Annotated in this window: 21 protein-coding genes and 1 pseudogene; 7 read left to right on the top strand and 15 right to left on the bottom strand. The window is 72.1% G+C overall.

All coding sequences use genetic code 11. The features are described from left to right. The 3 genes and pseudogenes from IPZ69_RS41935 to IPZ69_RS41925 all read right to left on the bottom strand — a co-directional run. Positions 1-822, bottom strand: a pseudogene (locus IPZ69_RS41935) (FUSC family protein); the annotation flags it as partial. Between the two features lie 587 nt (positions 823-1,409). After that, positions 1,410-2,141, bottom strand: a complete 732-nt coding sequence (locus tag IPZ69_RS41930; RefSeq protein WP_235460060.1) for a DUF7873 family protein — start codon at positions 2,139-2,141, stop codon at positions 1,410-1,412. 41 nt (positions 2,142-2,182) lie between these two features. Further along, positions 2,183-2,968 carry a nucleotidyltransferase domain-containing protein gene (locus IPZ69_RS41925; protein WP_235460058.1) on the bottom strand — a complete coding sequence of 262 codons (786 nt, stop codon included), beginning with the start codon at positions 2,966-2,968 and terminating at the stop codon, positions 2,183-2,185. A 151-nt stretch (positions 2,969-3,119) separates the two neighbouring features. Between IPZ69_RS41925 and IPZ69_RS41920 the strand changes: the two genes are divergently transcribed. After that, on the top strand, positions 3,120-3,533 hold the full coding sequence (locus tag IPZ69_RS41920; RefSeq protein ID WP_235460056.1) for a RidA family protein: 414 nt from the start codon (positions 3,120-3,122) through the stop codon (positions 3,531-3,533). Beyond that, the gene (locus IPZ69_RS41915; RefSeq protein WP_235460054.1) at positions 3,530-3,994 is read left to right on the top strand and encodes a GNAT family N-acetyltransferase; all 465 of its coding nucleotides are present in this window, start codon (positions 3,530-3,532) and stop codon (positions 3,992-3,994) included. Before IPZ69_RS41920 ends, IPZ69_RS41915 begins: the two co-directional genes overlap by 4 nt. Positions 3,995-4,122: 128 nt before the next feature. Here the strand turns inward: IPZ69_RS41915 and IPZ69_RS41910 are convergent, their stop codons facing one another. Next, positions 4,123-4,830, bottom strand: a complete 708-nt coding sequence (locus IPZ69_RS41910) for a uracil-DNA glycosylase (RefSeq protein WP_235460052.1) — start codon at positions 4,828-4,830, stop codon at positions 4,123-4,125. 232 nt (positions 4,831-5,062) lie between these two features. Here IPZ69_RS41910 and IPZ69_RS41905 point away from each other — a divergent pair, with 232 nt between their 5' ends. Then, positions 5,063-5,656 (top strand): RNA-binding S4 domain-containing protein, encoded by a 594-nt coding sequence (locus IPZ69_RS41905; RefSeq protein ID WP_374295732.1) that lies wholly within the window; start codon positions 5,063-5,065, stop codon positions 5,654-5,656. Between the two features lie 22 nt (positions 5,657-5,678). Here the strand turns inward: IPZ69_RS41905 and IPZ69_RS41900 are convergent, their stop codons facing one another. The 3 genes from IPZ69_RS41900 to IPZ69_RS41890 form a co-directional block, all read right to left on the bottom strand. Then, positions 5,679-6,116 (bottom strand): DoxX family protein, encoded by a 438-nt coding sequence (locus tag IPZ69_RS41900; RefSeq protein WP_235460049.1) that lies wholly within the window; start codon positions 6,114-6,116, stop codon positions 5,679-5,681. 133 nt (positions 6,117-6,249) lie between these two features. Then, positions 6,250-6,930, bottom strand: coding sequence for a class I SAM-dependent methyltransferase (locus tag IPZ69_RS41895; RefSeq protein ID WP_235460064.1), 681 nt, complete (start codon positions 6,928-6,930; stop codon positions 6,250-6,252). An 85-nt stretch (positions 6,931-7,015) separates the two neighbouring features. Further along, a complete protein-coding gene (locus IPZ69_RS41890; RefSeq protein ID WP_235460047.1) occupies positions 7,016-7,969 on the bottom strand; it encodes an acyltransferase domain-containing protein in 954 nt (317 codons plus the stop codon). 64 nt (positions 7,970-8,033) lie between these two features. Between IPZ69_RS41890 and IPZ69_RS41885 the strand changes: the two genes are divergently transcribed. Then, on the top strand, positions 8,034-8,330 hold the full coding sequence (locus IPZ69_RS41885) for a DUF6343 family protein (protein WP_235460045.1): 297 nt from the start codon (positions 8,034-8,036) through the stop codon (positions 8,328-8,330). A 59-nt stretch (positions 8,331-8,389) separates the two neighbouring features. Here the strand turns inward: IPZ69_RS41885 and IPZ69_RS41880 are convergent, their stop codons facing one another. From IPZ69_RS41880 to rpsA, 4 genes are all read right to left on the bottom strand, one after another. Beyond that, positions 8,390-8,770: a tetratricopeptide repeat protein gene (locus IPZ69_RS41880; protein WP_235460043.1), complete on the bottom strand. Its 381-nt coding sequence runs from the start codon at positions 8,768-8,770 to the stop codon at positions 8,390-8,392. A gap of 62 nt (positions 8,771-8,832) precedes the next feature. Continuing rightward, positions 8,833-9,444, bottom strand: coding sequence for a dephospho-CoA kinase (gene coaE, locus IPZ69_RS41875; protein ID WP_235460042.1), 612 nt, complete (start codon positions 9,442-9,444; stop codon positions 8,833-8,835). Between the two features lie 96 nt (positions 9,445-9,540). After that, positions 9,541-10,479, bottom strand: a complete 939-nt coding sequence (locus IPZ69_RS41870) for a PAC2 family protein (protein ID WP_235460040.1) — start codon at positions 10,477-10,479, stop codon at positions 9,541-9,543. Between the two features lie 351 nt (positions 10,480-10,830). Then, the gene (gene rpsA, locus IPZ69_RS41865; RefSeq protein WP_067125571.1) at positions 10,831-12,324 is read right to left on the bottom strand and encodes a 30S ribosomal protein S1; all 1,494 of its coding nucleotides are present in this window, start codon (positions 12,322-12,324) and stop codon (positions 10,831-10,833) included. 366 nt (positions 12,325-12,690) lie between these two features. Here rpsA and IPZ69_RS41860 point away from each other — a divergent pair, with 366 nt between their 5' ends. After that, positions 12,691-13,503 (top strand): class I SAM-dependent methyltransferase, encoded by an 813-nt coding sequence (locus IPZ69_RS41860; protein WP_235460062.1) that lies wholly within the window; start codon positions 12,691-12,693, stop codon positions 13,501-13,503. Between the two features lie 49 nt (positions 13,504-13,552). Further along, positions 13,553-16,099, top strand: coding sequence for an ATP-dependent helicase HrpB (gene hrpB / locus IPZ69_RS41855; protein ID WP_235460038.1), 2,547 nt, complete (start codon positions 13,553-13,555; stop codon positions 16,097-16,099). On the opposite strand, the gene IPZ69_RS41850 is transcribed toward hrpB, so the two are convergent. The 3 genes from IPZ69_RS41850 to IPZ69_RS41840 all read right to left on the bottom strand — a co-directional run bounded on the left by IPZ69_RS41850 (position 16,089) and on the right by IPZ69_RS41840 (position 19,104). Then, positions 16,089-17,081: a DUF3068 domain-containing protein gene (locus IPZ69_RS41850; RefSeq protein WP_235460037.1), complete on the bottom strand. Its 993-nt coding sequence runs from the start codon at positions 17,079-17,081 to the stop codon at positions 16,089-16,091. The genes hrpB and IPZ69_RS41850 overlap by 11 nt on opposite strands. 25 nt (positions 17,082-17,106) lie before the next feature. Next, positions 17,107-17,241: an SPW_0924 family protein gene (locus tag IPZ69_RS41845; protein ID WP_235460035.1), complete on the bottom strand. Its 135-nt coding sequence runs from the start codon at positions 17,239-17,241 to the stop codon at positions 17,107-17,109. A gap of 150 nt (positions 17,242-17,391) precedes the next feature. Further along, positions 17,392-19,104, bottom strand: coding sequence for a lytic transglycosylase domain-containing protein (locus IPZ69_RS41840; RefSeq protein ID WP_235460033.1), 1,713 nt, complete (start codon positions 19,102-19,104; stop codon positions 17,392-17,394). Between the two features lie 328 nt (positions 19,105-19,432). Between IPZ69_RS41840 and IPZ69_RS41835 the strand changes: the two genes are divergently transcribed. Continuing rightward, on the top strand, positions 19,433-20,296 hold the full coding sequence (locus IPZ69_RS41835) for a DUF4184 family protein (protein ID WP_235460032.1): 864 nt from the start codon (positions 19,433-19,435) through the stop codon (positions 20,294-20,296). On the opposite strand, the gene IPZ69_RS41830 is transcribed toward IPZ69_RS41835, so the two are convergent. After that, positions 20,211-20,610: hypothetical protein (locus IPZ69_RS41830; RefSeq protein ID WP_235460030.1), on the bottom strand; the 400-nt coding region annotated here is incomplete at its 5' end. The genes IPZ69_RS41835 and IPZ69_RS41830 overlap by 86 nt on opposite strands.

Genomic DNA, 20,610 nt, shown 5'->3' with positions numbered 1-20,610 from the left:
CCGCCGGGGCCCCTCGGCGGCCCGCTCGCAGACGCTCTCCCCCACCCAGGCGAGGGCCGTCGCGGCCTCGGCGAGGGGCAGCGCGGCGGCGTACTGGGCGTGCAGCCGGCGCTCGGCCGAGGAGCTCGCGCAGCGCCGCAGCCGGGGCCCGGTGAGGGCGTCCTGCGCATGGTCGAGGGCGGCGGTGAGCGCGGCCCGCCGGGCGGTGGCGCGGTCGGTCCCCGCGGCGTCGAGCAGCGCGGCGACGGCGTCGTACACCTCGGCGACGGCGGCCCGCTCCCCGTCGAACCGGAAGTCACCGGTGAGGGCGCCGGGCGTGGGCAGCGCCAGCCGCAGCGCGAGCAGCCAGCCGGCTCCGCCGAGGAAGGCGAGGGCCCGCAGCCAGCCCGGCTCGGGCAGCGGCATCCCGGCGCCGATGGCGGCGGCGACCAGCAGCTGCGTACCGGCACTGGAGGCGACGGGCCCGACCGCGCTCATGCCGCCGGCGACGAGCCCGAGCACGGTGAGCAGGAGGGTCAGCGGCACGGCGCCGAGTTGCTGCCCGGCGTACGTCCCCACGAGCAGCCCGGCGGCCCCGGCCATCGCGGGCACCCCGAGCCGTTCGACCGACACGCGTCGGCTGCCCGGCCGGTCGTTGATCCCGGCGAGCATGGCGGCGATGGCGGCGACGACACCGAGGGAGGTACGGCCGGCGAGGACGGCGGCGAGGAGCAGCGGCCCGGCGGCGAGGGCGCCCCGCGTCACCGCGCTCCAGGGAACGGGCCCGCGCTGTGCGCGCAGGGCGTGGGCGAGCCAGAGAGGCAGGGCGGTGCTCCGGGACACGGGGCTCCTGTCCGGACGAGGGCGCGGGGTGTGCCTTCGGACGACGGTGGCCGGGCGGGTGGGTGTGTCCACCGTAGATCGTGTTTCCGGACGGAAAGCTGAATTCGTGTTTCCGCGGTGTGACAACCGGCTGGAGAGCCGCGTTCTTTATGAACGCAATGACGGCGTGCGGAACGCGAAGACGGCGTGAACTTAGGTGGACCCGGGGGCGTAGCCTGCCCCCGGGCCCTGAAATGCCGCCCATGTTCGCACGCCGGCACACTTGAGAACCCGGGTCAGTCGTTATCGCGCCGCGTCCTGCCTTTGGACCACCGCGCATCGAGCTGCGCGGGCAGGACTTGAACCTGCATTTCGACGTGCTGGGGCCCGGGCCCGTTCGATCCGGCGATCGGCGGCGAATGCTGAGTCTGGAGCGAGAGTCTGAGATTGAACGCGGTCTGCCTCTGCCGATTGGGCTACCGCGGCACGGGATGAATGCCGCGGGGAGGACTCGAACCTCCACTGGAACCGCTCCGTCACGACAAGCTTCAGCTTCAGCTTGCGCTCCTCGCGCACCCCGGTCTCAAGGGACCGGGGATTCTTGAAGGCTACCCGAACAGGTAGCCGAACACAGCGTCCCCGACCCGCTGGTCGACGACGTCGACACCGTTCGCCTCCTCGCGGGCGAATTTCACGGCCTGCTGCAACTTCTCGACGCGGTCGAGTAGTTCGTTGACGCGCCGGGCGGGAAGGGCGCCGGAGAACTTCACGGTGGTCCAGTACCCCACGGGGATGTCCTCGTAGTAGACCTCGACCTGGGCCGGGTGCTTCTCGGTGGCCTCGGCCTTGACGTGGTTGCGCGGCACCTTCTTGGTCCGCAGGGTCCGCACGGGCTCGGTCTTCCACGCGTCGGTGGACGGGTCCTGCACCCAGGACTCGGAGGCGTCGAGGACGGGCAGCTTCCGTACGAAGGTGTTGAGGTCGACGAGCTGCTTCTCCAGGAAGAGCAGGTAGGACACGGGCACGTCGGCGACGAGCACCCGCCCGTCGACCTTCACGTCAGCCCTGGCCGCGCAGTTGGCCCAGTCCTTGGTGGCGGTCACGTCGAAGAGCCGCGTCAGGGTGGCCGCGGTCTCGCGCAGCACGTCCTCGGCCTTGACCTGCACCCGCGTGGACTCGGGCGGCAACTGCTCGCCCTCCTCGTCCTTCGGCTGGTACGTCCGCGAGATGCCGGCCAGCAAGGCGGGCTTCTGCAACCCGTGATGAGCGGCCGTCAGGTCCTGGTGAGACTTGGACTTGATGCCTTTCTCGACTGCGATGATCTGATTGAGTTTCGCCACGGAGGTGACGTTAGCAACGACAACACCTTTGTTTCGAAGGATTATTCGGCGGCCGGTGCTGCCGCGACAGCTTCCTCGAAGAGGAACTCGGCCCGCTCGATCGCGCCGACAAGCGAACCGTGGCCACCATGACCCAGCGAAGAGACAATCCCGTCGACCGCCCGCAGCCCGGCCCGCTCCAGCAACCGTTTCTCGTTCGTCACCCACTCTCCGCGGGCCGCGAGCACGGCGTGACCGGTCTGCGCGGCGGCCGTGGCCAGCGCGCCGGCGACCTCGGTGAGCCGGCCGTGCGGGGCGTGGTTGGCCTTCGCGTAGGAGAGGGTGGCGCGGGCGGTGCCGTACCAACGGTCCACAGCGGTACGGCGCAACGCTTCCGGATAGGCCGCCGGCCGCGGCAGCGCCCCGCGCAGCACCCGGTTGATCGCCAGCTCGGCGACGACCAGGTAGCTCGGGATCCCGGCGAGATGGAACAACAGCGGCTCCACCCGGAACCGCCCCTCCTCCGCCTCCGCCAACTCGCCCTCGACCACGTCCAGATCCCGGTAGTGCACATCGACGCGCCGCCCGTCGACGGTCAGCCAGGCCCCGCCGTTGAACACACCCCCACCCCACCCTCCGATCTCGGACACCTCGCCCTCCCACCCGAGGGCACGCAGATCGGCGGGATCGAAGGGGCCCCGGTAGTAGACGGCCAGGTCCCAGTCACTGTCGCGGGTATGGGTCCCCTGAGCCCGTGAGCCACCGAGCGCCACGGCCCGGACGGTGGGGAGGCCGGCGAGGCGGTCGGCGACGGTGTCGAGGAAGGTCTGGTCGGGGAGGGCGGGCATGGGGCGGCTCCGGGTGGTCGGGCGGGGTGCGCGGGTCGCCGGAAGCGTACGTGGGGCGCACGAGAGGTGACCGCCGGAAATTCGGATGCGCGCGCAGGCCTGCGCTGCGGATGATCGGTAGGTTGCCCGTTTCTCCACCCCAGGAGCTCGCATGATTCGGCGTGTCACCGCGGCCGGGTTGTTTCCGCCGCCCACCTATTCGCATGCCTCCGTGGTCGAGGCGGGCTCGAAGCTCGCGTTTCTCGCCGGGGCCGTGCCGCTGGACGAGAAGGGGGAGATCGTCGGGCCGGGGGATCCGGTGCGGCAGGCCGAGCGGGTGATCGCGAACCTGCGGGAGCAACTGCGGGCGATCGGGAGCGACTTGGCGCATGTGGTGGCCACGGACGTGTACGTGGTGAGCGGTGACCCCTCGGTGCTCTCCGAGGTGTGGGAGGTGGTCGAGGCGTCGGGGCTGAGCGCCGGGCCGCATTCGTCGACGCTCCTCGGGGTGGCCTGCCTGGGGTACACGGGGCAGTTGGTGGAGATCACGGCCACGGCGGTCGTCCCCGAGGAGGCGCGCTCGTGAGTGATGAGGCCACGGTCGTTCTGCGGCGGGCGGCCGCGTCCGACGCCCCGGACGTCGCCGATGTCTGGCTGCGGTCCTTCGCCGCCGCACTGCCCACGGTCGTACGGCCCCGTTCCGACGACGAGGTGCGCGCGTACTTCCGGGACGTGGTCGTGCCGCTGCGGGAGACCTGGTTGGCCGAGGCGGCCGACGGTGGCGGGACCGTGGGGGTGATGGTCCTCGACGGCCATCTGCTGGCCCAGCTCTACCTCGCCCCCGACTGGCGTGGCCGCGGCATCGGCGACCGGTTCGTCGCGCTGGCCAAGGAGCGCGTCCCCCAGGGCCTCACGCTGTGGACGTTCCAGGTGAACAAGCCCGCCCACCGCTTCTACGAGCGGCACGGCTTCGTCGCCGTCGAGTTCACGGACGGTGCGGACAACGAGGAGCGGGAGCCGGACGTACGGTACGTGTGGAAACCGTGAGGCAGGGGTCGTAGCCGGGCAACGCCCGTTTCGGGGGATCCGGTGGCGGCGGTCCGCATCGTGTGAGGAACGGCCACGGCGGCGGACGTACACGGCCACGGCGGCAGGCGTACGGCGTCGGGCTCGCCTCATGTTCCGAGCCCCGCCGTCTCCGCCGCCGTGCGCAGCACCTCCCGCAGCATCTGGGGAGTGAGGCGGCCGGTGAAGGTGTTGCGCTGGCTGACGTGGAAGCAGCCGAAGAGGTCCAGGCCGTCGAGCCGCACACGGGTGCCGTGGGCGAAGGCCGGTCGGGGGCGGGGCACGGTCCAGCCCGCCTCGGCGAAGGCCGGCAGCGCGGCCTGCCAGCCGAAGGCGCCCAGGACCACGGCGGCCCTGAGCGTCGGGCGCAGCAGATTCAGCTCCTCGACCAGCCAGGGGCGGCAGGTGTCGCGCTCCTCGGGGGTGGGCTTGTTGGCGGGCGGGGCGCAGTGGACCGGCGCCGTGACCCGTACGCCGTACAGCTCCAGCCCGTCGTCGACGCTGACGGAGGTGGGCTGCGAGGCCAGTCCGACCTCGTACAGCGCCCGGTACAGCACGTCCCCGGAGCGATCGCCCGTGAACATGCGGCCGGTGCGGTTGCCGCCGTGGGCCGCGGGGGCGAGCCCGATGATCAGCAGACGGGCGTCGGGCGGGCCGAATCCGGGCACCGGGCGGCCCCAGTACGTCCAGTCCGCGAAGGCGGCGCGCTTGGTACGGGCCACCTCCTCCCGCCAGGCGACCAGCCGCGGACAGGCCCGGCAACCGGCCACACGCCGGTCGAGGTCGGACAGGCCGTCGGACCGGCCGGTGCTTCCCATGGCTCCACGGTAGGCCCGCGGCCCACCCAGGCCTGGGTGAGGGCCTCCCGGCACCCCCGGAAAATCACGTCCGGTTCACCCGGCTCTGCGCGCTAAGGTCGGCTGCATGGCTTCCGAGTATGCGGATGAGAACACGGGCCGCGGAACCCGCAGGGCCGGCAAGACCGGCGGACGGGCCGGGGGCGGGGCCAGCGTGCGGGCCGGTGGCGGCCTCGACGCGGGTGCCGACGAGGTGACCGGCACCGTTGATGCCGACGGGACCGCCGGAACCTCCGGCGCTGAGGGCACCGCCGACGTCCCTGGCAGCGCCGACGCCGACGGAGCGGCCGGCACCAGTGACACCAGCGGCACCGACGAAGCGCAGGCCCCCGACCCGAAGATCGCCGCCGCGGTGGCCGCCGCCGAGGCCGCCGGGCCGGCCAACGGCGAGAACGTCCGCATCGACAGCTGGATCTGGGCCGTACGTCTGATCAAGACCCGCTCCCAGGGCGCCACCGCCTGCCGTGGTGGACACGTCCATGTGAACGGCGAGCGGGTCAAGCCCGCGTACTCCGTGCGCATCGGCGACGAGGTGCGCCTGCGCCAGGAGGGCCGGGAGCGGATCGTCATCGTCAAGCGCCTGATCCGTAAGCGGGTCGGCGCCCCCGTCGCCGCCCAGTGCTACATCGACAACTCCCCGCCGCCTCCGCCCCGCGAGACCACGGCCCCGGCCGGTATCCGGGACCGCGGCGCCGGCCGCCCCACCAAGCGGGACCGCCGCGAGCTGGAACGGCTGCGGGGGTCGGGCGGACTCGGAGGATTCGGGGGGCGTCCCGAGGGACGGTGAGCCTGTCCCCCTCCCACAGGGGTCACGCGCGTCGCCGGATCAGTCGGAGCAGGTCCGCGTTGTGGCCGCGTCGGGCCCAGGCGATGAGGGCCAGGGGCACCATCAGGATGAGCGGGGTCGCCGCGTACTGACCGTCGAAGACGGTGAGCTGGACGATGAACGCCCCCACCATGAGCGCGCTCAGCGCCATGGCCGCCACCGACTGGAGGACCGGGATCAACAGGGCGACGGCACCGGCCAGTTCGAGCGCGCCGATGGTGTACATGCCCGCGCCGCCCCAGCCGATCTTGTCGAAGGACTCCACGGCCGACGGATGTGCGATCAGCTTGGGCAGGGCGCTGGCGATCCCGTAGAAGAGGGCCAGTAGGACCTGCAGCGCGCGCAGGGCGAGGTGGGCACGGCGGCCGCGGGCGGAGGAGGCGGAAGTGACGGACGTGAGGGGGGCGGTGGTCTCGGACATGGGGGTCTCCCGGGTGATGATGCGGTCCCTGTTGTTGTCACAGAGGTAGACCGACCCCGGTCCGAGAACTCATCGCCGCCGCCCGACGGGATTCCGCGGAGTTTCCCGTCCGGCCCTGCCCCAGCCCCTGCCGCTAGGCCGCCCGCATCGCCCGCACCCAAATGCCGTCCGGAGTCAGATACTCGTCCACCTCCAGCCCCGCCTCCGCCAGCGCTTCCTCGAACTGTTCCTTCGTCAACGGACGGGCCAGGAACGTGTGGGTCCATGCCGCGTCCGGGAACTCGTACTCCGCGCGGACCGAGTTGACCCCGTCCCCGACCGGCTCCGTCGACGCGATGCGGATGGTGAAGCCGCTGGGATCGACGCGCTCGCGCGGCACGTTGGTGTGGTAGTCCTCGCCCTCCCGCTGGATCAGCACGCAGCCGCCCTCCGCCACGTGCCGGGCGCAGGTGCGCAGCAGGCCGCGCCGCACCTCGACGTCGCCGGTGTGCACGAGGAACGACGCGAGCATCACCACGTCGAACGTCTCGCCCAGATCGAGGTCTTCGACCGGGCCGCATATCGTGCGTGCCCCGCGGACCCGGGCCAGCATCTCGGCGGACTCGTCGACCGCGGTGACCGTGAAGCCGCGTTCCAGCAGGGGGTGGGTCATGCGTCCGACCCCGCTGCCCAGTTCCAGGATGTGCGCGCCCGGCGGCACGGCCGCGGCGATGATGTCCGGCTCCGCTCCCACCGGCAGCCGCGAGTAGAGCTCGACCGCGCAGCCGTCCGGTGTGATCGCACCGGGTCCCGTTCCCTCGTACCCCTCACGCATTTCGACTGTCATGCCCGAAGAACGGCCCGCCTCCGCACGGCCGTTCCCCTTCGCCGACAGTTCACTCGTTCGAGTAGTTCGAGGCCTAGTCGGGAACTCCGGGGTCGGCGGCCGTCAGCGGAAACCAGCCGTGTCCGACGTACCAGTGGCCGCCCGCCCGCAGATGGTCCCCGACGGCCCGCTCCACGGAGGTGCGCCGGGGCAGGTCCCGCGGCGGGATGTCGGGGTCGCCGAAGACGTACCGCACAGGCTCGGTGTCGGCGGGCTCGGTGTCCTCGTGGGCGACGCGGAACCGTTCCTGGAAGCGGATGACGTTGGCGTCCGCCGGCAGGTACCGCTTCAGCTGCGGGTCGAGGAGCCAGGAGTGGCAGAGCACGGTCTCGTGGTGCTCCTCGGGGAAGTGCCGGGCGAAGAACTCCCGGGCCAGGGCCAGCGAGCGGTCGCAGGCGGTGGGGGTCAGCGGTCCGTGGAAGTCGGGGATGTGGAGGTTCAGGCAGGGCGTGCCCGCGGCCGCGTCCAGCCCGGCCGCCGCGACCGTCGCCGCCGTGCGCTCCGCGAGTCGGGCCCGCTCGAACTGGAGCCGGCCCAGCTGGTAGAGCCGGCCCCGGAAGTGGAGGGTGAGCCAGCGCGGTGACTGCACTCCTCCTCTGCCGTGCCGCCTGCGGTGGACGGCCATGCGGCGGCCGAGGTCGGCGAGGGTGCGCCGGGTGATCTCGGCCGGGATGCCGCGGGCGCGGTGGTACGCGCGCGTGTGCGGGAGGGCGGCGAGGAAGACGTACACCGCGAAGTAGGGGCCCAGCGGCGTCGGGCCGGACGCGTCCAGGGTCGTCGTGGCCTCGGCCAGTCGTTCGGTGAGCCATGAGGGTCGGTCGGGCTCTCCCATGTCCTCGACCAGTTCCTCGACGTACTCCCCCAGGAGCCGCAGTACCTCGGCGTCGCGCGTCACCGTGCGGCGCAGCCCGACCAGTTCGTTGATGTCCTCGTGGGGCACGCAGAGGTCGAGCAGCAGCTCGGGCAGGTCGTCGGCGTCGGGCAGCACGGTGCGGTCCCCCCTTATGAACGTCCTGATCGAAGAGTACGTTGAGACAGGAGGCGAGATCCCGATGCGTACGGGCAGTGAGCCGGCGACAGCACGCAGTGCGCTGCGGGCACGGTTGTGGCTGAGCCTGTGGGGACTGGGCTGGGCAATCTTCGGTACGGCGGCCTTCGCGCTCGTCGGGCGTCCCGGCTGGGCGGCCGCCTGTGCTGTGCTGTGGCTGGTGGCCACCGTCGACATGATGACGATCCTGAGGCACATGCGGCAGGGCCCGCACTACCAGCCGGGCCGGGACATCCCGCCGTACCGCCCGGCGGACAGCCGCCCGCCGTACCGACGGCCCCCTCAGCACCGCCACCCCTAGGCCACCTCTGGCTCCCTCTGGGCTCTTCGGCCCCTGTGCCCCCTCCGGGTCAGGGAGGGTCAGGACTCGAACCGTGCCGCCTTCAGGTATTCGGGGTTCGGGTCCAGCGCGGCGGCCAGGCGGAAGTGGCGTTTGGCCTGGTCCGGGCGTCCCTGGCGTTCGTAGGTGCGGGCAAGCGCGAAGTGCGCGAAGGCGTTGTCCGGCTCGCGCTCCAGGACGATCGTGAACTCGAGCTCCGCGGGCCGCAGTTGCGCCGCGGCGAAGAAGGCACGCGCGCGCAGCAGGCGCGCGGCCGTGTTCTCGGGATGCGCGGCGATGACCTTGTCGAGCAGCTTCACCGCGCCACGGGGATCCCGTGCGTTGAGCAGTTGCTCGGCGGCACGGAAGTCGATGACATGCGTCTCCGGAGTTCGTCCGGTCGAACCGCTGGTCTCGGGCACGGCAAAGTCCTTCCCTCACTGGGGCGGTTCAACGCCCGGCCGGGTGGCCGCTATTCCCACGCCTATTCCCCCGCCCGCTCCCGGGCCCGGGTGAGGAGGTCGGTCCACACCTCGGTCACGCGCCGATGCAGTGCGTCCAGGGGTACGTCGTTGTCGATCACGATGTCCGCGATCTCCAGGCGCTTCTCGCGCGTCGCCTGGGCGGCCATGCGCGCGCGTGCGTCCTGTTCGGTCATGCCCCGCAGCCGTACGAGCCGGTCCAGCTGGGTCTCGGGGCTCGCGTCGACGACGACCACGACGTCGTACAGCGATGCGAGGCCGTTCTCCGTGAGGAGCGGGACGTCGTGGATCACGACGGAGTCGTCGGTCGCGGCGTCCTCCAGCTCGCGGGAGCGCAGGCCCACCAGGGGGTGCACGATCGCGTTGAGGACGGCGAGCCTGTCCGGGTCGGCGAACACGATCGACCCGAGCCTGGGCCGGTCCAGGCTGCCGTCCGGGGCGAGCACCTCCTCGCCGAAGGCCTCGACGACCGCCGCGAGTCCGGGGGTCCCGGGCGCGACGACCTCGCGCGCGATACGGTCCGCGTCGATCAGTACGGCACCGTGCTCGACGAGCAGCCGGGACACCTCGCTCTTGCCGGCGCCGATCCCGCCGGTGAGGCCAACTTTCAGCATGAGCGGAAGCTTAGGCCCTGTCGGTGACGGTGCACCCACCGGCCGTACCCGCCGGCGGTCCTCCGCCCCGCCGGCTCCTGGTGGTCGGCCGCCGGTCTAGTTGTCGCCCTCCCGCTCCGCCAGGAAGCGTTCGAACTCGAGCCCGATCTCGTCCGCCGACGGGATCTCGACCGGCTCGGCGAGCATGTTGCCGCGGCTCTCGGCGCCCGCGGCGGCGTCGTACTGGTGCTCAAGGCCCTGAACGAGGGAGGTGAGCTCCTCGTCGCCTTCCTGGACCTGCCGGTCGATCTCGGTCTGCGTGCGATGCGCGTCCGTGCGCAGCGCGTGCGCGATGCCGGGCAGGACCAGTCCCGTGGCGGCCGTAATGGCCTCCAGGACGGTCAGCGCCGCGTCCGGGTAGGCGGAGCGGGCGATGTAGTGCGGGACGTGCGCGGCGACGCCCAGGACGTCGTGCCCGGCCTCCATGAGGCGGTACTCGACGAGTGCCTCGGCGCTGCCGGGTACCTGCGCCTCGTCGAAGGGGCTGCGGTGGCCCGGGACGAGGTCGGTGCGGTTGCCGTGCGGGGTCAGGCCCACGGGGCGGGTGTGCGGGACGCCCATGGGGATGCCGTGGAAGTTCACCGAGAGGCGGACGCCGAGGCGCTCGACGATCTGCCGTACGGCCACGGCGAAGCGCTCCCACTCCACGTCCGGTTCGGGGCCGGACAGCACCAGGAAGGGCGCGCCGGTGGTGTCCTGGACGAGGCGCACCACGATCTCGGGCTCCTCGTACTCGGTCCAGCGGTCCCGCTTGAAGGTGAGCAGCGGGCGGCGGGCGCGGTAGTCCACGAGCCGGTCGTGGTCGAAGCGGGCCACGACCTGGTGGGGCTGCGAGTCGAGGAGCCGGTCGACGATCTGGTCGCCGGTCTCACCCGCGTCGATGTATCCGTCGAAGTGGTAGAGCATGACAAGACCGGCCGACTCCTGGGCGAGCGCCATGTCGACGACTGCCAGCCCCTTCGGCTCCCATGCGTACAAACCCTGCGGATCAAGCACTGTGACCGCTCCTCCTCGTGTTCGTACTCCACAACGCGGGCCGGGACTTGGGCATTCCCACCCTTGTCCCTGATCAGGCAGCTCTCACCGCCTTTTCATGCGCCGGTCCATCACGCCACGACGACATCACGAGGTCATGTCGTGCCCCGCTCGGACATCACGCGCGCGTGAAGGGCCGGTCCCCGTGCGTTGCTTGGCGCCGCCGATCCTCATGCCGGCCGCTACAGCACGCTTCTCGCGCTGCTGGGGCGTCGGCCTTGCGCGGGGCGGGTTCCCCCGGACATGCCTGAGGGCCCGTACCTCGAAAGGTACGGGCCCTCGGAGCTATCGGCTAAGCCTCAGTGGCTGAGCTCAGCTCTGGCCACCCGCCAGCTTCTCGCGCAGAGCGGCCAGCGCCTCGTCCGAGGCCAGGGCACCGGAGGTGTCCGCACCCTCGGAGGAGTACGAGCCGCCACCCGACGCGGCCGGAGCCGCAGCCTCGCCGCCCTCGGCCGCGGCAGCGGCGTCGGCCTCGCGGGACTTGATGACCTGCTGCTGGTGCTGCTCGAAGCGGGTCTGCGCCTCGGCGTACTGGTGCTCCCACGCCTCGCGCTGGGTCTCGTAGCCCTCGAGCCAGTCGTTGGTCTCGGGGTCGAAGCCCTCGGGGTAGATGTAGTTGCCCTGGTCGTCGTAGGACGCGGCCATGCCGTACAGGGTCGGGTCGAACTCGACCGAGGCCGGGTCGGCACCGAAGGACTCGTTGGCCTGCTTGAGGGACAGCGAGATCCGGCGACGCTCCAGGTCGATGTCGATGACCTTGACGAAGATCTCGTCGTTGACCTGGACGACCTGCTCCGGGATCTCCACGTGGCGCTCGGCCAGCTCGGAGATGTGGACCAGACCCTCGATGCCCTCGTCGACGCGGACGAACGCACCGAACGGAACCAGCTTCGTGACCTTACCGGGCACGACCTGGCCGATCTGGTGGGTGCGGGCGAACTGCTGCCACGGGTCTTCCTGGGTCGCCTTCAGCGACAGGGAGACGCGCTCGCGGTCCATGTCGACGTCGAGAACCTCGACGGTGACCTCCTGGCCGACCTCGACAACCTCGGACGGGTGGTCGATGTGCTTCCAGGAGAGCTCGGAGACGTGGACCAGACCGTCGACGCCACCCAGGTCCACGAAGGCACCGAAGTTGACGATCGAGGAGACGACGCCGGAGCGGACCTGACCCTTCTGGAGGGTCGTGAGGAACGTCTGGCGGACCTCGGACTGGGTCTGCTCCAGCCAGGCACGGCGGGACAGGACCACGTTGTTGCGGTTCTTGTCCAGCTCGATGATCTTGGCCTCGAGCTCCTTGCCCACGTAGGGCTGGAGGTCGCGAACGCGGCGCATCTCGACCAGGGAGGCCGGGAGGAAGCCACGGAGGCCGATGTCGAGGATGAGACCACCCTTGACGACCTCGATGACGGTACCGGTAACGATGCCGTCCTCTTCCTTGATCTTCTCGATGGTGCCCCAGGCACGCTCGTACTGGGCGCGCTTCTTCGAGAGGATCAGGCGGCCTTCCTTGTCCTCCTTCTGGAGGACCAGGGCCTCGATCTCGTCGCCGACGGCAACGACCTCGTTCGGGTCGACGTCGTGCTTGATCGAGAGCTCGCGGCTCGGGATGACACCTTCGGTCTTGTAACCGATGTCGAGGAGAACCTCGTCCCGGTCAACCTTGACGATGACGCCGTCGACGATGTCACCATCGTTGAAGTACTTGATCGTCTCGTCGATAGCGGCGAGGAAGGCTTCCTCGTTACCGATGTCGTTGACCGCAACCTGCGGGGTGGTGGCGGTGGTCTCGGTGCTGCTCGTCATGTGGGAAAGGGCTCCGGTACGGACATTGAAGTCGTAGGTACTGCTTACGCCGGGAGCCCGTTTCGCTCTGCAGAAGCCGGACAGCCAAGGAAGCGCCACACCGGATACAGCCTGTGGCGCCTCGACAACCGAGGGGACATACAACAGATGCGAGCGCAGCCTGCTACGTCTGAGGTGCGCAGGCCCGCAGCGCAACTTGTAGCATACGGGGGCAGCCGGGCAGGGTCAATGCGCGAAGGCGCACACCCGGGGCGGATCGCCGCATACCCGGCACAAGTTCCGTCCCACGAGGCCACGAGGGCCGGACGGACCTCTTGCGCGACACGCCCCTGACGGGTTGCACGGAAGAGTACGACGAGGGAGCCGATCATCCAAGAGCCAGAACCCTTCGAACCGGATGCCACCCGGCGCGAGGCCGGGGCCACGGAGAGCTCCCGGGCCAACCGGGGCTGGTGGGACCGGAACGCGGACGAGTACCAGATCGACCACGGCACGTTCCTGGGCGACGACCGCTTCGTGTGGGGGCCCGAGGGCCTCGACGAGGTGGAGGCCGAGCTGCTGGGCCCTGCGGAGGACCTCAAGGGCAGGGACGTCCTGGAGATAGGCGCGGGCGCGGCGCAGTGCTCGCGCTGGCTGGCCGCCCAGGGGGCCCGCCCGGTGGCCCTGGACCTCTCCCACCGCCAGCTCCAGCACGCGCTGCGCATCGGCGGATCGTTTCCGCTGGTGTGCGCCGACGCCGGCGCGCTGCCCTTCGCGGACGGCTCCTTCGACCTGGCGTGCTCCGCGTACGGGGCGCTGCCCTTCGTGGCGGACCCGGTCGCGGTGCTGCGGGAGGTGCGCCGGGTGCTGCGGCCGGGCGGGCGCTTCGTGTTCTCGGTGACGCATCCGATCCGGTGGGCCTTCCCGGACGAGCCCGGGCCCGAGGGGCTGTCCGTGTCGGCCTCGTACTTCGACCGCACGCCGTACGTCGAGCAGGACGAGCAGGGCCGGGCGGTGTACGTCGAGCACCACAGGACGGTCGGCGACCGGGTCCGGGACGTCGTGGCCGCGGGCTTCCGGCTCGTGGACCTGGTGGAACCGGAGTGGCCGGCCTGGAACTCGTCCGAATGGGGCGGCTGGTCCCCGCTGCGCGGGGGTCTGATCCCCGGGACGGCGATCTTCGTGTGCGAGCGGGACTGACCCACGCGCGCGTGAGGGGGCGTTTTCGGGGCGTACGACACTAGGGGACGTGATCCGTTACGACGCCCTGGACGCCCTGCCCGTACGCGGTGCCCTGCCCGCCCTGGACGACGCCCTGGAGGGGCACGGCACCGCGGTCCTGGTGGCGCCGCCCGGCACCGGCAAGACGACGCTGGTGCCGCTGGCGTTGGCCGGGCTGCTGGGCGAGGGGCCGGCGCGGCGGGTGGTCGTGGCCGAGCCGCGCCGGATCGCGGCGCGGGCCGCGGCGCGCCGGATGGCGTGGCTGCTGGGCGAGCAGGTCGGGCAGAGCATCGGCTACACCGTGCGCGGCGAGCGGGTCGTGGGGCCACGCGCGCGCGTGGAGGTCGTCACGACCGGCGTGCTGCTGCAGCGGCTGCAACAGGACCAGGAGCTGACGGGCGTCGACGTGGTCGTGCTCGACGAGTGCCACGAGCGGCATCTGGACGCGGACACGGTGGCGGCGTTCCTGTGGGACGTACGGGAGGCCCTGCGGCCGGAACTGCGGCTGGTGGCCGCCTCGGCGACGACGGACGCGCAGGGGTGGGCGCGGCTGCTGGGCGGGGCGCCGGTGGTCGAGGCCGAGGGTGCCTCGCACCCCGTGGAGGTGGTGTGGACGCCGCCGGCGCGTCCGGTACGGCCGCCGCACGGGATGCGTGTCGATCCGGCGCTGCTGGTCCACGTGGCCTCGGTGGTGCGGCGGGCGCTGGCCGAGCGGCCGGGAGACGTGCTGTGCTTCCTGCCCGGCGTGGGCGAGATCGCGCGGGTCACGGGGCACCTGGGGGACCTGGGCGGCGTGGACGTGCTGCAGGTGCACGGGCGGGCGCCGGCGGCCGTGCAGGACGCGGTGCTGATGCCCGGCGAGCGGCGCCGGGTGGTGCTGGCGACGTCGGTCGCGGAGTCCTCGCTGACGGTGCCCGGGGTGCGGGTGGTCGTCGACTGCGGGCTGGCGCGGGAGCCGCGTGTGGACCACGCGCGCGGGCTGAGCGCGCTGACGACGGTGCGGGCGTCGCAGGCGGCGGGGCGGCAGCGGGCGGGCCGGGCCGGGCGTGAGGCGCCCGGGGCGGTGTACCGGTGCTGGACGGAGGCCGAGGACGTGCGTCTGCCGCGCTTCCCAGCGCCGGAGATCAAGGTGGCCGATCTGACGGCGTTCGCCCTGCAGACGGCCTGCTGGGGCGACCCCGACGCCTCGGGGCTCGCGCTGCTGGATCCGCCGCCGGGCGGCGCGATGGCGGCGGCGCGCGAGGTGCTGACGGCCGTGGGGGCGGTGGACTCCGCCGGGCGGGCCACGGAGCGGGGGGTGCGGCTGGCGCGGCTGGGGTTGCATCCGCGGCTGGGTCGGGCGCTGCTGGACGCCGCGCCGCTGGTGGGGGTGGAGGCGGCTGCCGAGGTTGTCGCCCTGCTGAGCGAGGAGGCTCCGCGGGAGTACGGGGATGATCTCGGCGGTGCGCTGCGGACGGTCCGGCGCGGGCGTGACGCCTATGCCGGGCGGTGGCGGACGGAGGTGCGCCGCCTGCGGGCCGTCGCCGGGGAGTTCTCCGACCCGCCGACCCGTGGCAGTCGGCTCCAGGTGGACGTCGGCGGCGGACCGGGCACGGGGCGTGGCGAGGGGTTCGCCGCCGGGCTTGTTGTCGCGCTCGCGTTTCCCGAGCGGGTCGCCCGGCTGGACGGTGGGTCGTATCTCATGGTGTCCGGGACACGGGCCGAGGCGGGGGACGGGTCCGCCCTCCACGGGGTCCCGTGGATCGCTGTCGCCGTGGCCGATCGGCCCGTGGGGCAGCGGCACGCGCGCGTGCGGCTCGGGGCCGTGGTGGGTGAGGACGTGGCGCGGAGCGCGGCCGGGTCGCTGCTGGACGTGCGGGACGAGGTGCACTGGGGTGACGGGGACGTCGTGGCCCGGCGGGTCGAGCGGCTGGGGGCCGTCGAGCTGGCGGTGCGGCCGCTGAGGGACGCCGAGTCCTCCCTCGTACGCGAGGCGCTGCTGGAGGGGCTGCGGCAGGAGGGGTTCGGGCTGCTGCGGTGGTCCGCGGAGGCCGGCGTCCTGCGGCAGCGGCTGGCCTTTTTGCGGCTGCGGCTCGGCGAGCCCTGGCCGGACGTGTCGGACGCCGCGCTTCTCGCGCGCGTGGACGAGTGGTTGGAGCCCGAGCTGGGGCGCGCCCGGCGGCGGGCCGATCTCGCGCGGATCGATGCCGGGGCGGCGCTCGGCCGGTTGCTGCCCTGGGCCGGTGGTGAGGCCGCCCGGCTCGACGAACTCGCCCCCGAGCGGATCGTCGTCCCCAGTGGGTCCAGAATCCGGATCGACTACCAGAACCCCGAGCAGCCCGTTCTCGCCGTGAAGTTGCAGGAGATGTTCGGGCTGCGGGAGTCGCCGGAGGTGGCCGGCGTGCCGCTGCTCGTGCATCTCCTGTCCCCCGCCGGTCGGCCCGCGGCGGTGACGGCCGACCTCGCCTCCTTCTGGAAGGACGGCTACAAGGGGGTACGGGCGGAGTTGCGCGGCCGGTATCCGAAGCATCCGTGGCCCGAGGACCCGGCCACCGCCGAGCCCACCCGGCACACCAACGCCCGCCTCAGGCGCTGACCGGTTCCGGTTCCGCCGTCTCGGCGGGTGCGGGATCCGCGGGGCGCCTGCCGCGCGCCTCCAGGTAGAGCGCGAGCGCCAGCAGCAGGATGCCGAGGACCAGGAAGCCCCAGGGCAGGTACGAGGTCATCAGCAGGACGAGGGTGCGGTTGTCCTTGACCAGGGCCACGGTGTGCTCGATGTAGTCCTCGCGCATCTTCACGTCGCCCGCGAACGCGGTCACCTTGGCGCGCCCGCCGAGCAGGGTGCCGCCGCGCAGCTCCTCCTGGTGCAGCTCCTCGCCGTACACGGGCGCCCCGGTGACGGGCTCGACCCAGAACTTGCGGACCGTGGTGTACCAGCGGGTCGTCCCGGTCTTGGCGACCGACTCGGGGGTGATGCCGCGCACGGGCATGGCCTTGGGGAAGGAGACCTTGGTCCAGGGGATGGTCTGCTCGAAGTAGTAGACGCTCAGGCCGCGGAAGTTCCGGGTGCCCTTGTAGTGGATGGGGCTGGTGGTGCGGGTCTGCGCGTCGAAGTACTCGTAGTCCCGTTTCTCCGTCAGGAAGGGCCACTTGAACTCGATGCCGTCCCGCTTGACCGGGTCGCCGTCCACCATCTCCCCGGTGGCGTGGACGGGTTCCTGGGAGTGGGCGTCGAAGATGTAGCGCTCGGGGATCCTGGAGACCATCTTGCCGTCGGGGCCCTGCACATAGGACAGGCCGTCCCAGACGACGACGTCCTTCCCCGCCGTCTTCTCGATCCGCTCCGAGGCCTCCACGTTGCCCTTGAGGGTCTGCACGATGGTGACCTTGGGGACCTTCCTCGCCTTCATCGTGCCGTAGTCGAGGAGGGTGGCGTCCTTGGCCTCCAGGACCATGTCCTGGTACTGGTTCGCGGGGATCTTGGCCAGGCGCGGGAAGGCGTACCAGCGCAGCAGCGGGGACAGCGCCGCGAAGAACACGGCGAGGGCGAGCAGGATCAGGCCGGCCTTGCGACGCATCTCGGCCTCCCTCCCGGACGGGCGGTTACGGGTGTGCGGGCACCGTCGTCAGCAGCGGCTTCGGGGAGGTCCTGCCCGCCGGTGAGCCCATGGCGGTGACGGTCAGGACCAGGGCGAGCGCGACGGCGAGACCGGTCGCGGCGGCGATCAGGGCGCGCATGCGGGGCCTCCGGACGGACGGTTCCTGATAGAGCGTCAGGTCCGGCACCGTAGCAACGGGGGGCCGAGATGAGAACACGTTGCACACACAGACGAGGGCGCCCCTCCGCCGAAGCGGGAGGGGCGCCCTGGGGTGTGCGGTCGGCCGGCCCTAGGCGGACGGGCCGGCGGACGCCGTGGCCGACGGGCTCGTCGACGGGGTCGCGGAGGTGCTGGGCGAGGGGCTGGGCGACGAGTCGGCCGCGGCGACCTTCAGTTCGACGGTCAGCGTCGCGCCGCCGGTGGTGACGATGCGCAGCAGGAAGGTGCCGGTCGCGTCGTCCGCGTACAGCTTCGGCAGCTTGATCAGGCCGTTCGCGTCGGTCTGGAGGTTCGACAGGGTGCGGACGGCCTTGCCGTTCGCGTCCTTGAAGTAGGGGCCCTGGTCGTTCTCGGTCGCGTCGCTCACCGACTTCACGAGCGTCGCGGTGGCGTCGACCTTGTCCGCGACGGCGCCGTGATAGGTGGCCTTCACCTCGACCTGGTCGGCGAACTCGCCGCCCGGGGTGCAGGTGAGCGGGGTGTCGCTGGTGCGGGCGAGGGCGTCGGCTGCGCGCGCGGTGACCGTGGCCCCGTAGTCGACACCGCCGACCGAACGGCCGACGACGGCGACGTGGACGGTGAAGTCGCCGGTCTTCTCGCCCGCCTGGAGCGCGGGGGCGACCGCCACGCCCTTGCTGTCGGTGGCGACGGTGGCGACGCTCTCGCCGCCGGTGAAGGTGGCGTCCGTGGCACCGACGATGGTGAAGCGGATCCGGACCTTGCCGACGGTCTTCCCGGCCTTGTTCTCGGCCCGCGTGCTGATCCTCTTGTCGAACGCGTCACCGGCCATCGCGGTGAGCTTGGCGGTGCCGGCGTCCTCCAGGTGGTCCACCGTGTCGGTGGGCGTGGGTGACGGCGTGCCCGGCGTGGACGGGAGGGGGCTGGGCTTGCCCGGGCTCGGCTTGGTCTTGGGCGGCTTCGAGTGGGACGGGTGCTTGCCGCCCTTGTCGTCGCTGCGGCCCGAGGGGAGGGTGCCGGTGCCGTCGGGGATCGAGTGGGTGCCCTCGCGGTAGTACTCCAGCCACGACAGGACCGTGTTCAGGTAGTCCTGCGAGTTGTTGTAGCTGAGGATCGCGCTGTGCAGGTTGTCCTGGGCGGACAGGTCCCAGCCGTTGCGGCACAGGTAGTGGCCGGCCGCGAGCGCCGCGTCGTAGACGTTGTTGGGGTCCTTCACGCCGTCGCCGTTGCCGTCGCGGCCCGCCCAGGCCCAGGTCGACGGGATGAACTGCATGGGGCCGACGGCCTGGTCGTACTCGCTGTTGCCGTCGTACCGGCCGTGGTCGGTGTCCTGGATCAGCGCGAAGCCGTTGCCGTCGAGCTGCGGGCCCAGGATCGGGCTGAGCGTGGTGCCGTTGGCGTCGACGTTTCCGCCGCGGGCCTGACCCGACTCCACCTTGCCGATGGCGGCGAGCAGTTGCCAGGGCAGGTTGCAGCCCGGCTTGGCACCGCGCAGTTCCGAAGCGGCCCTCTTGTACGCGTCGAGGACCGTCGCGGGGATGCCCGCCTCTATCTCACCCCGGGCGACCGGGGTGCCTATCGTGGACGACGGGCTGGGCTTGGGGCTGCTGAGCGGCGGCAGGTCCGTGTAGTACGGCGAGTTGCCGGTGGCGTTGCCCTCGGGAACCGCGTCCGGCACGGGAGCGCTGGATCCGGCGGCGGCCTGTCTGCCGTTGTCGGCCGTCACGCCCGGTGCCTGGGACGCGGAGAGAGCCGCGACCGCTGCCGCGGCCACGGCGGTCGTCGCCGCCCCCTTGCGCAGTCGCATGCCGAATTGCGCCGCCATAAGGTGAATCCCTCCCCTGGACGACTGAGCGCCCGTCGTGTAATTCCGCTCGCCCTGTTGTGACGGTCGACCCGGTGCTGTGGTTGCCTCCGCGGCGACGTTCGATTCGTACGCCGGTGTTTTTCGACCGGAGCCCGGCAAGGCAACCCAAGTGACCCTACGACAACTTGCTTTACAGGGGCACCCGGTGGTACCGGCTTTTCACCAGCTGGCCATGCGCTGTTGTCGTGAGCGTCCGGCAGGTGGCCGTCCTCCATACTGGACAGAAGTGATCACGGGTCGGCCCGTCGCACTCGGGCACGGCCGACCACCGCCCCGGGGGGACCAGTTGCCGTTCACGCTCAGCCATGCGGCCGCCGTCCTGCCCGCCGTCCGCGGGGACGGGACCGGCCGGGGCCGGCTGGTACCCGCGGTCCTCGTCGCGAGCTCCTTCTCGCCCGACATGACCTACTACGCGGCGAGTGTCCTGCCGGGTGCGATGCCCTTCGGGGACGTCACGCACTCCTTCGCCGGTGTCTTCACCGTCGACGTACTCATCTCCTGGGCCCTGGTGGGGCTGTGGCTGCTCGTGCGCGAGCCGTTGATGGCGCTGCCGCCCCGGGCCCGGCAGGGGCGGACGGCCGCCCTGCTGCGCTGCGGGGCGCCCCGCGCGCGGGTGCGGCCGTCCACGGTGGCGTGGTGGTACGTCTCGGCGGCGCTCGGCGCGCTGACGCACGTCGTGTGGGACGCGTTCACGCACCTCGACCGGTGGGGGATGCGCGTGTTCCCGGTCCTGGGCCGGGAACTGGCGGGCATGCCGGTGTACTGGTACCTGCAGTACGGCGGTTCGGCGGTGGCCGCGGTCGTGATCGCCGTGTTCGTCACGTACGCGGTACGGCGGGCGCCCGCGGGTGAACCGGCGGGGGTGCCGGTGCTGTCGGTACGGGACCGGTGGTGGGCCGGTGCCGTGATCGGGGGCTGCGCGGTGCTCGGGGCGGCGCAGCGGCTGTCGCGGTGGCCGGCGGACGGCAGCGGTGGCGCGGCGAAGCTCCTGGAGGTCGTCCCGACGGTGTGCTTCGGGGCGGGCGCCGGGCTGGTGCTGGGGCTCGTGGTGTACGCAGCGGGGGTCAGGGTGTGGCGTCCGGCCCCGGTTGCCGTTGCCGCTCCGGCCGGCGGGGATCTCGCGGAGCGCGGCCGTCCGGTCGCTCGGTGAGGGTCGCCACGAAGACGGTGATCGTGCGCGGCGGGCGTGTTCTCGGGAGCAGGGTGAGAAGCAGCGCGAGATAGCCGCGGACGAGGTCGGCCCACTGGCGCCAGAGGCGGGCCAGGTCGACCCCGGCCGCACGGGCCGTGAGCCGGCGCCTGAGGTCTGCCGCGGCCCGGCGCAGGACCGTCGCCGGGTCGGTGGGGATGCGGGCGGTGCTTGCGTCGGCCGCGAGGGCCGGGAGCCGCACGGGCGGCAGGGCCGGGACCGCGGCGGCGTCGGCCTGCGCCGTGGTCCGTGCCTGGGCCGTCCGGCGGTGGAGC

This window comes from Streptomyces olivochromogenes (assembly GCF_021538895.1).
GTDB classification, from domain to species: Bacteria; Actinomycetota; Actinomycetes; order Streptomycetales; family Streptomycetaceae; genus Streptomyces; species Streptomyces olivochromogenes_A.
Note: the sequence above shows the minus strand (reverse complement) of the source record. Positions and strands in the feature narration are given on the sequence as shown.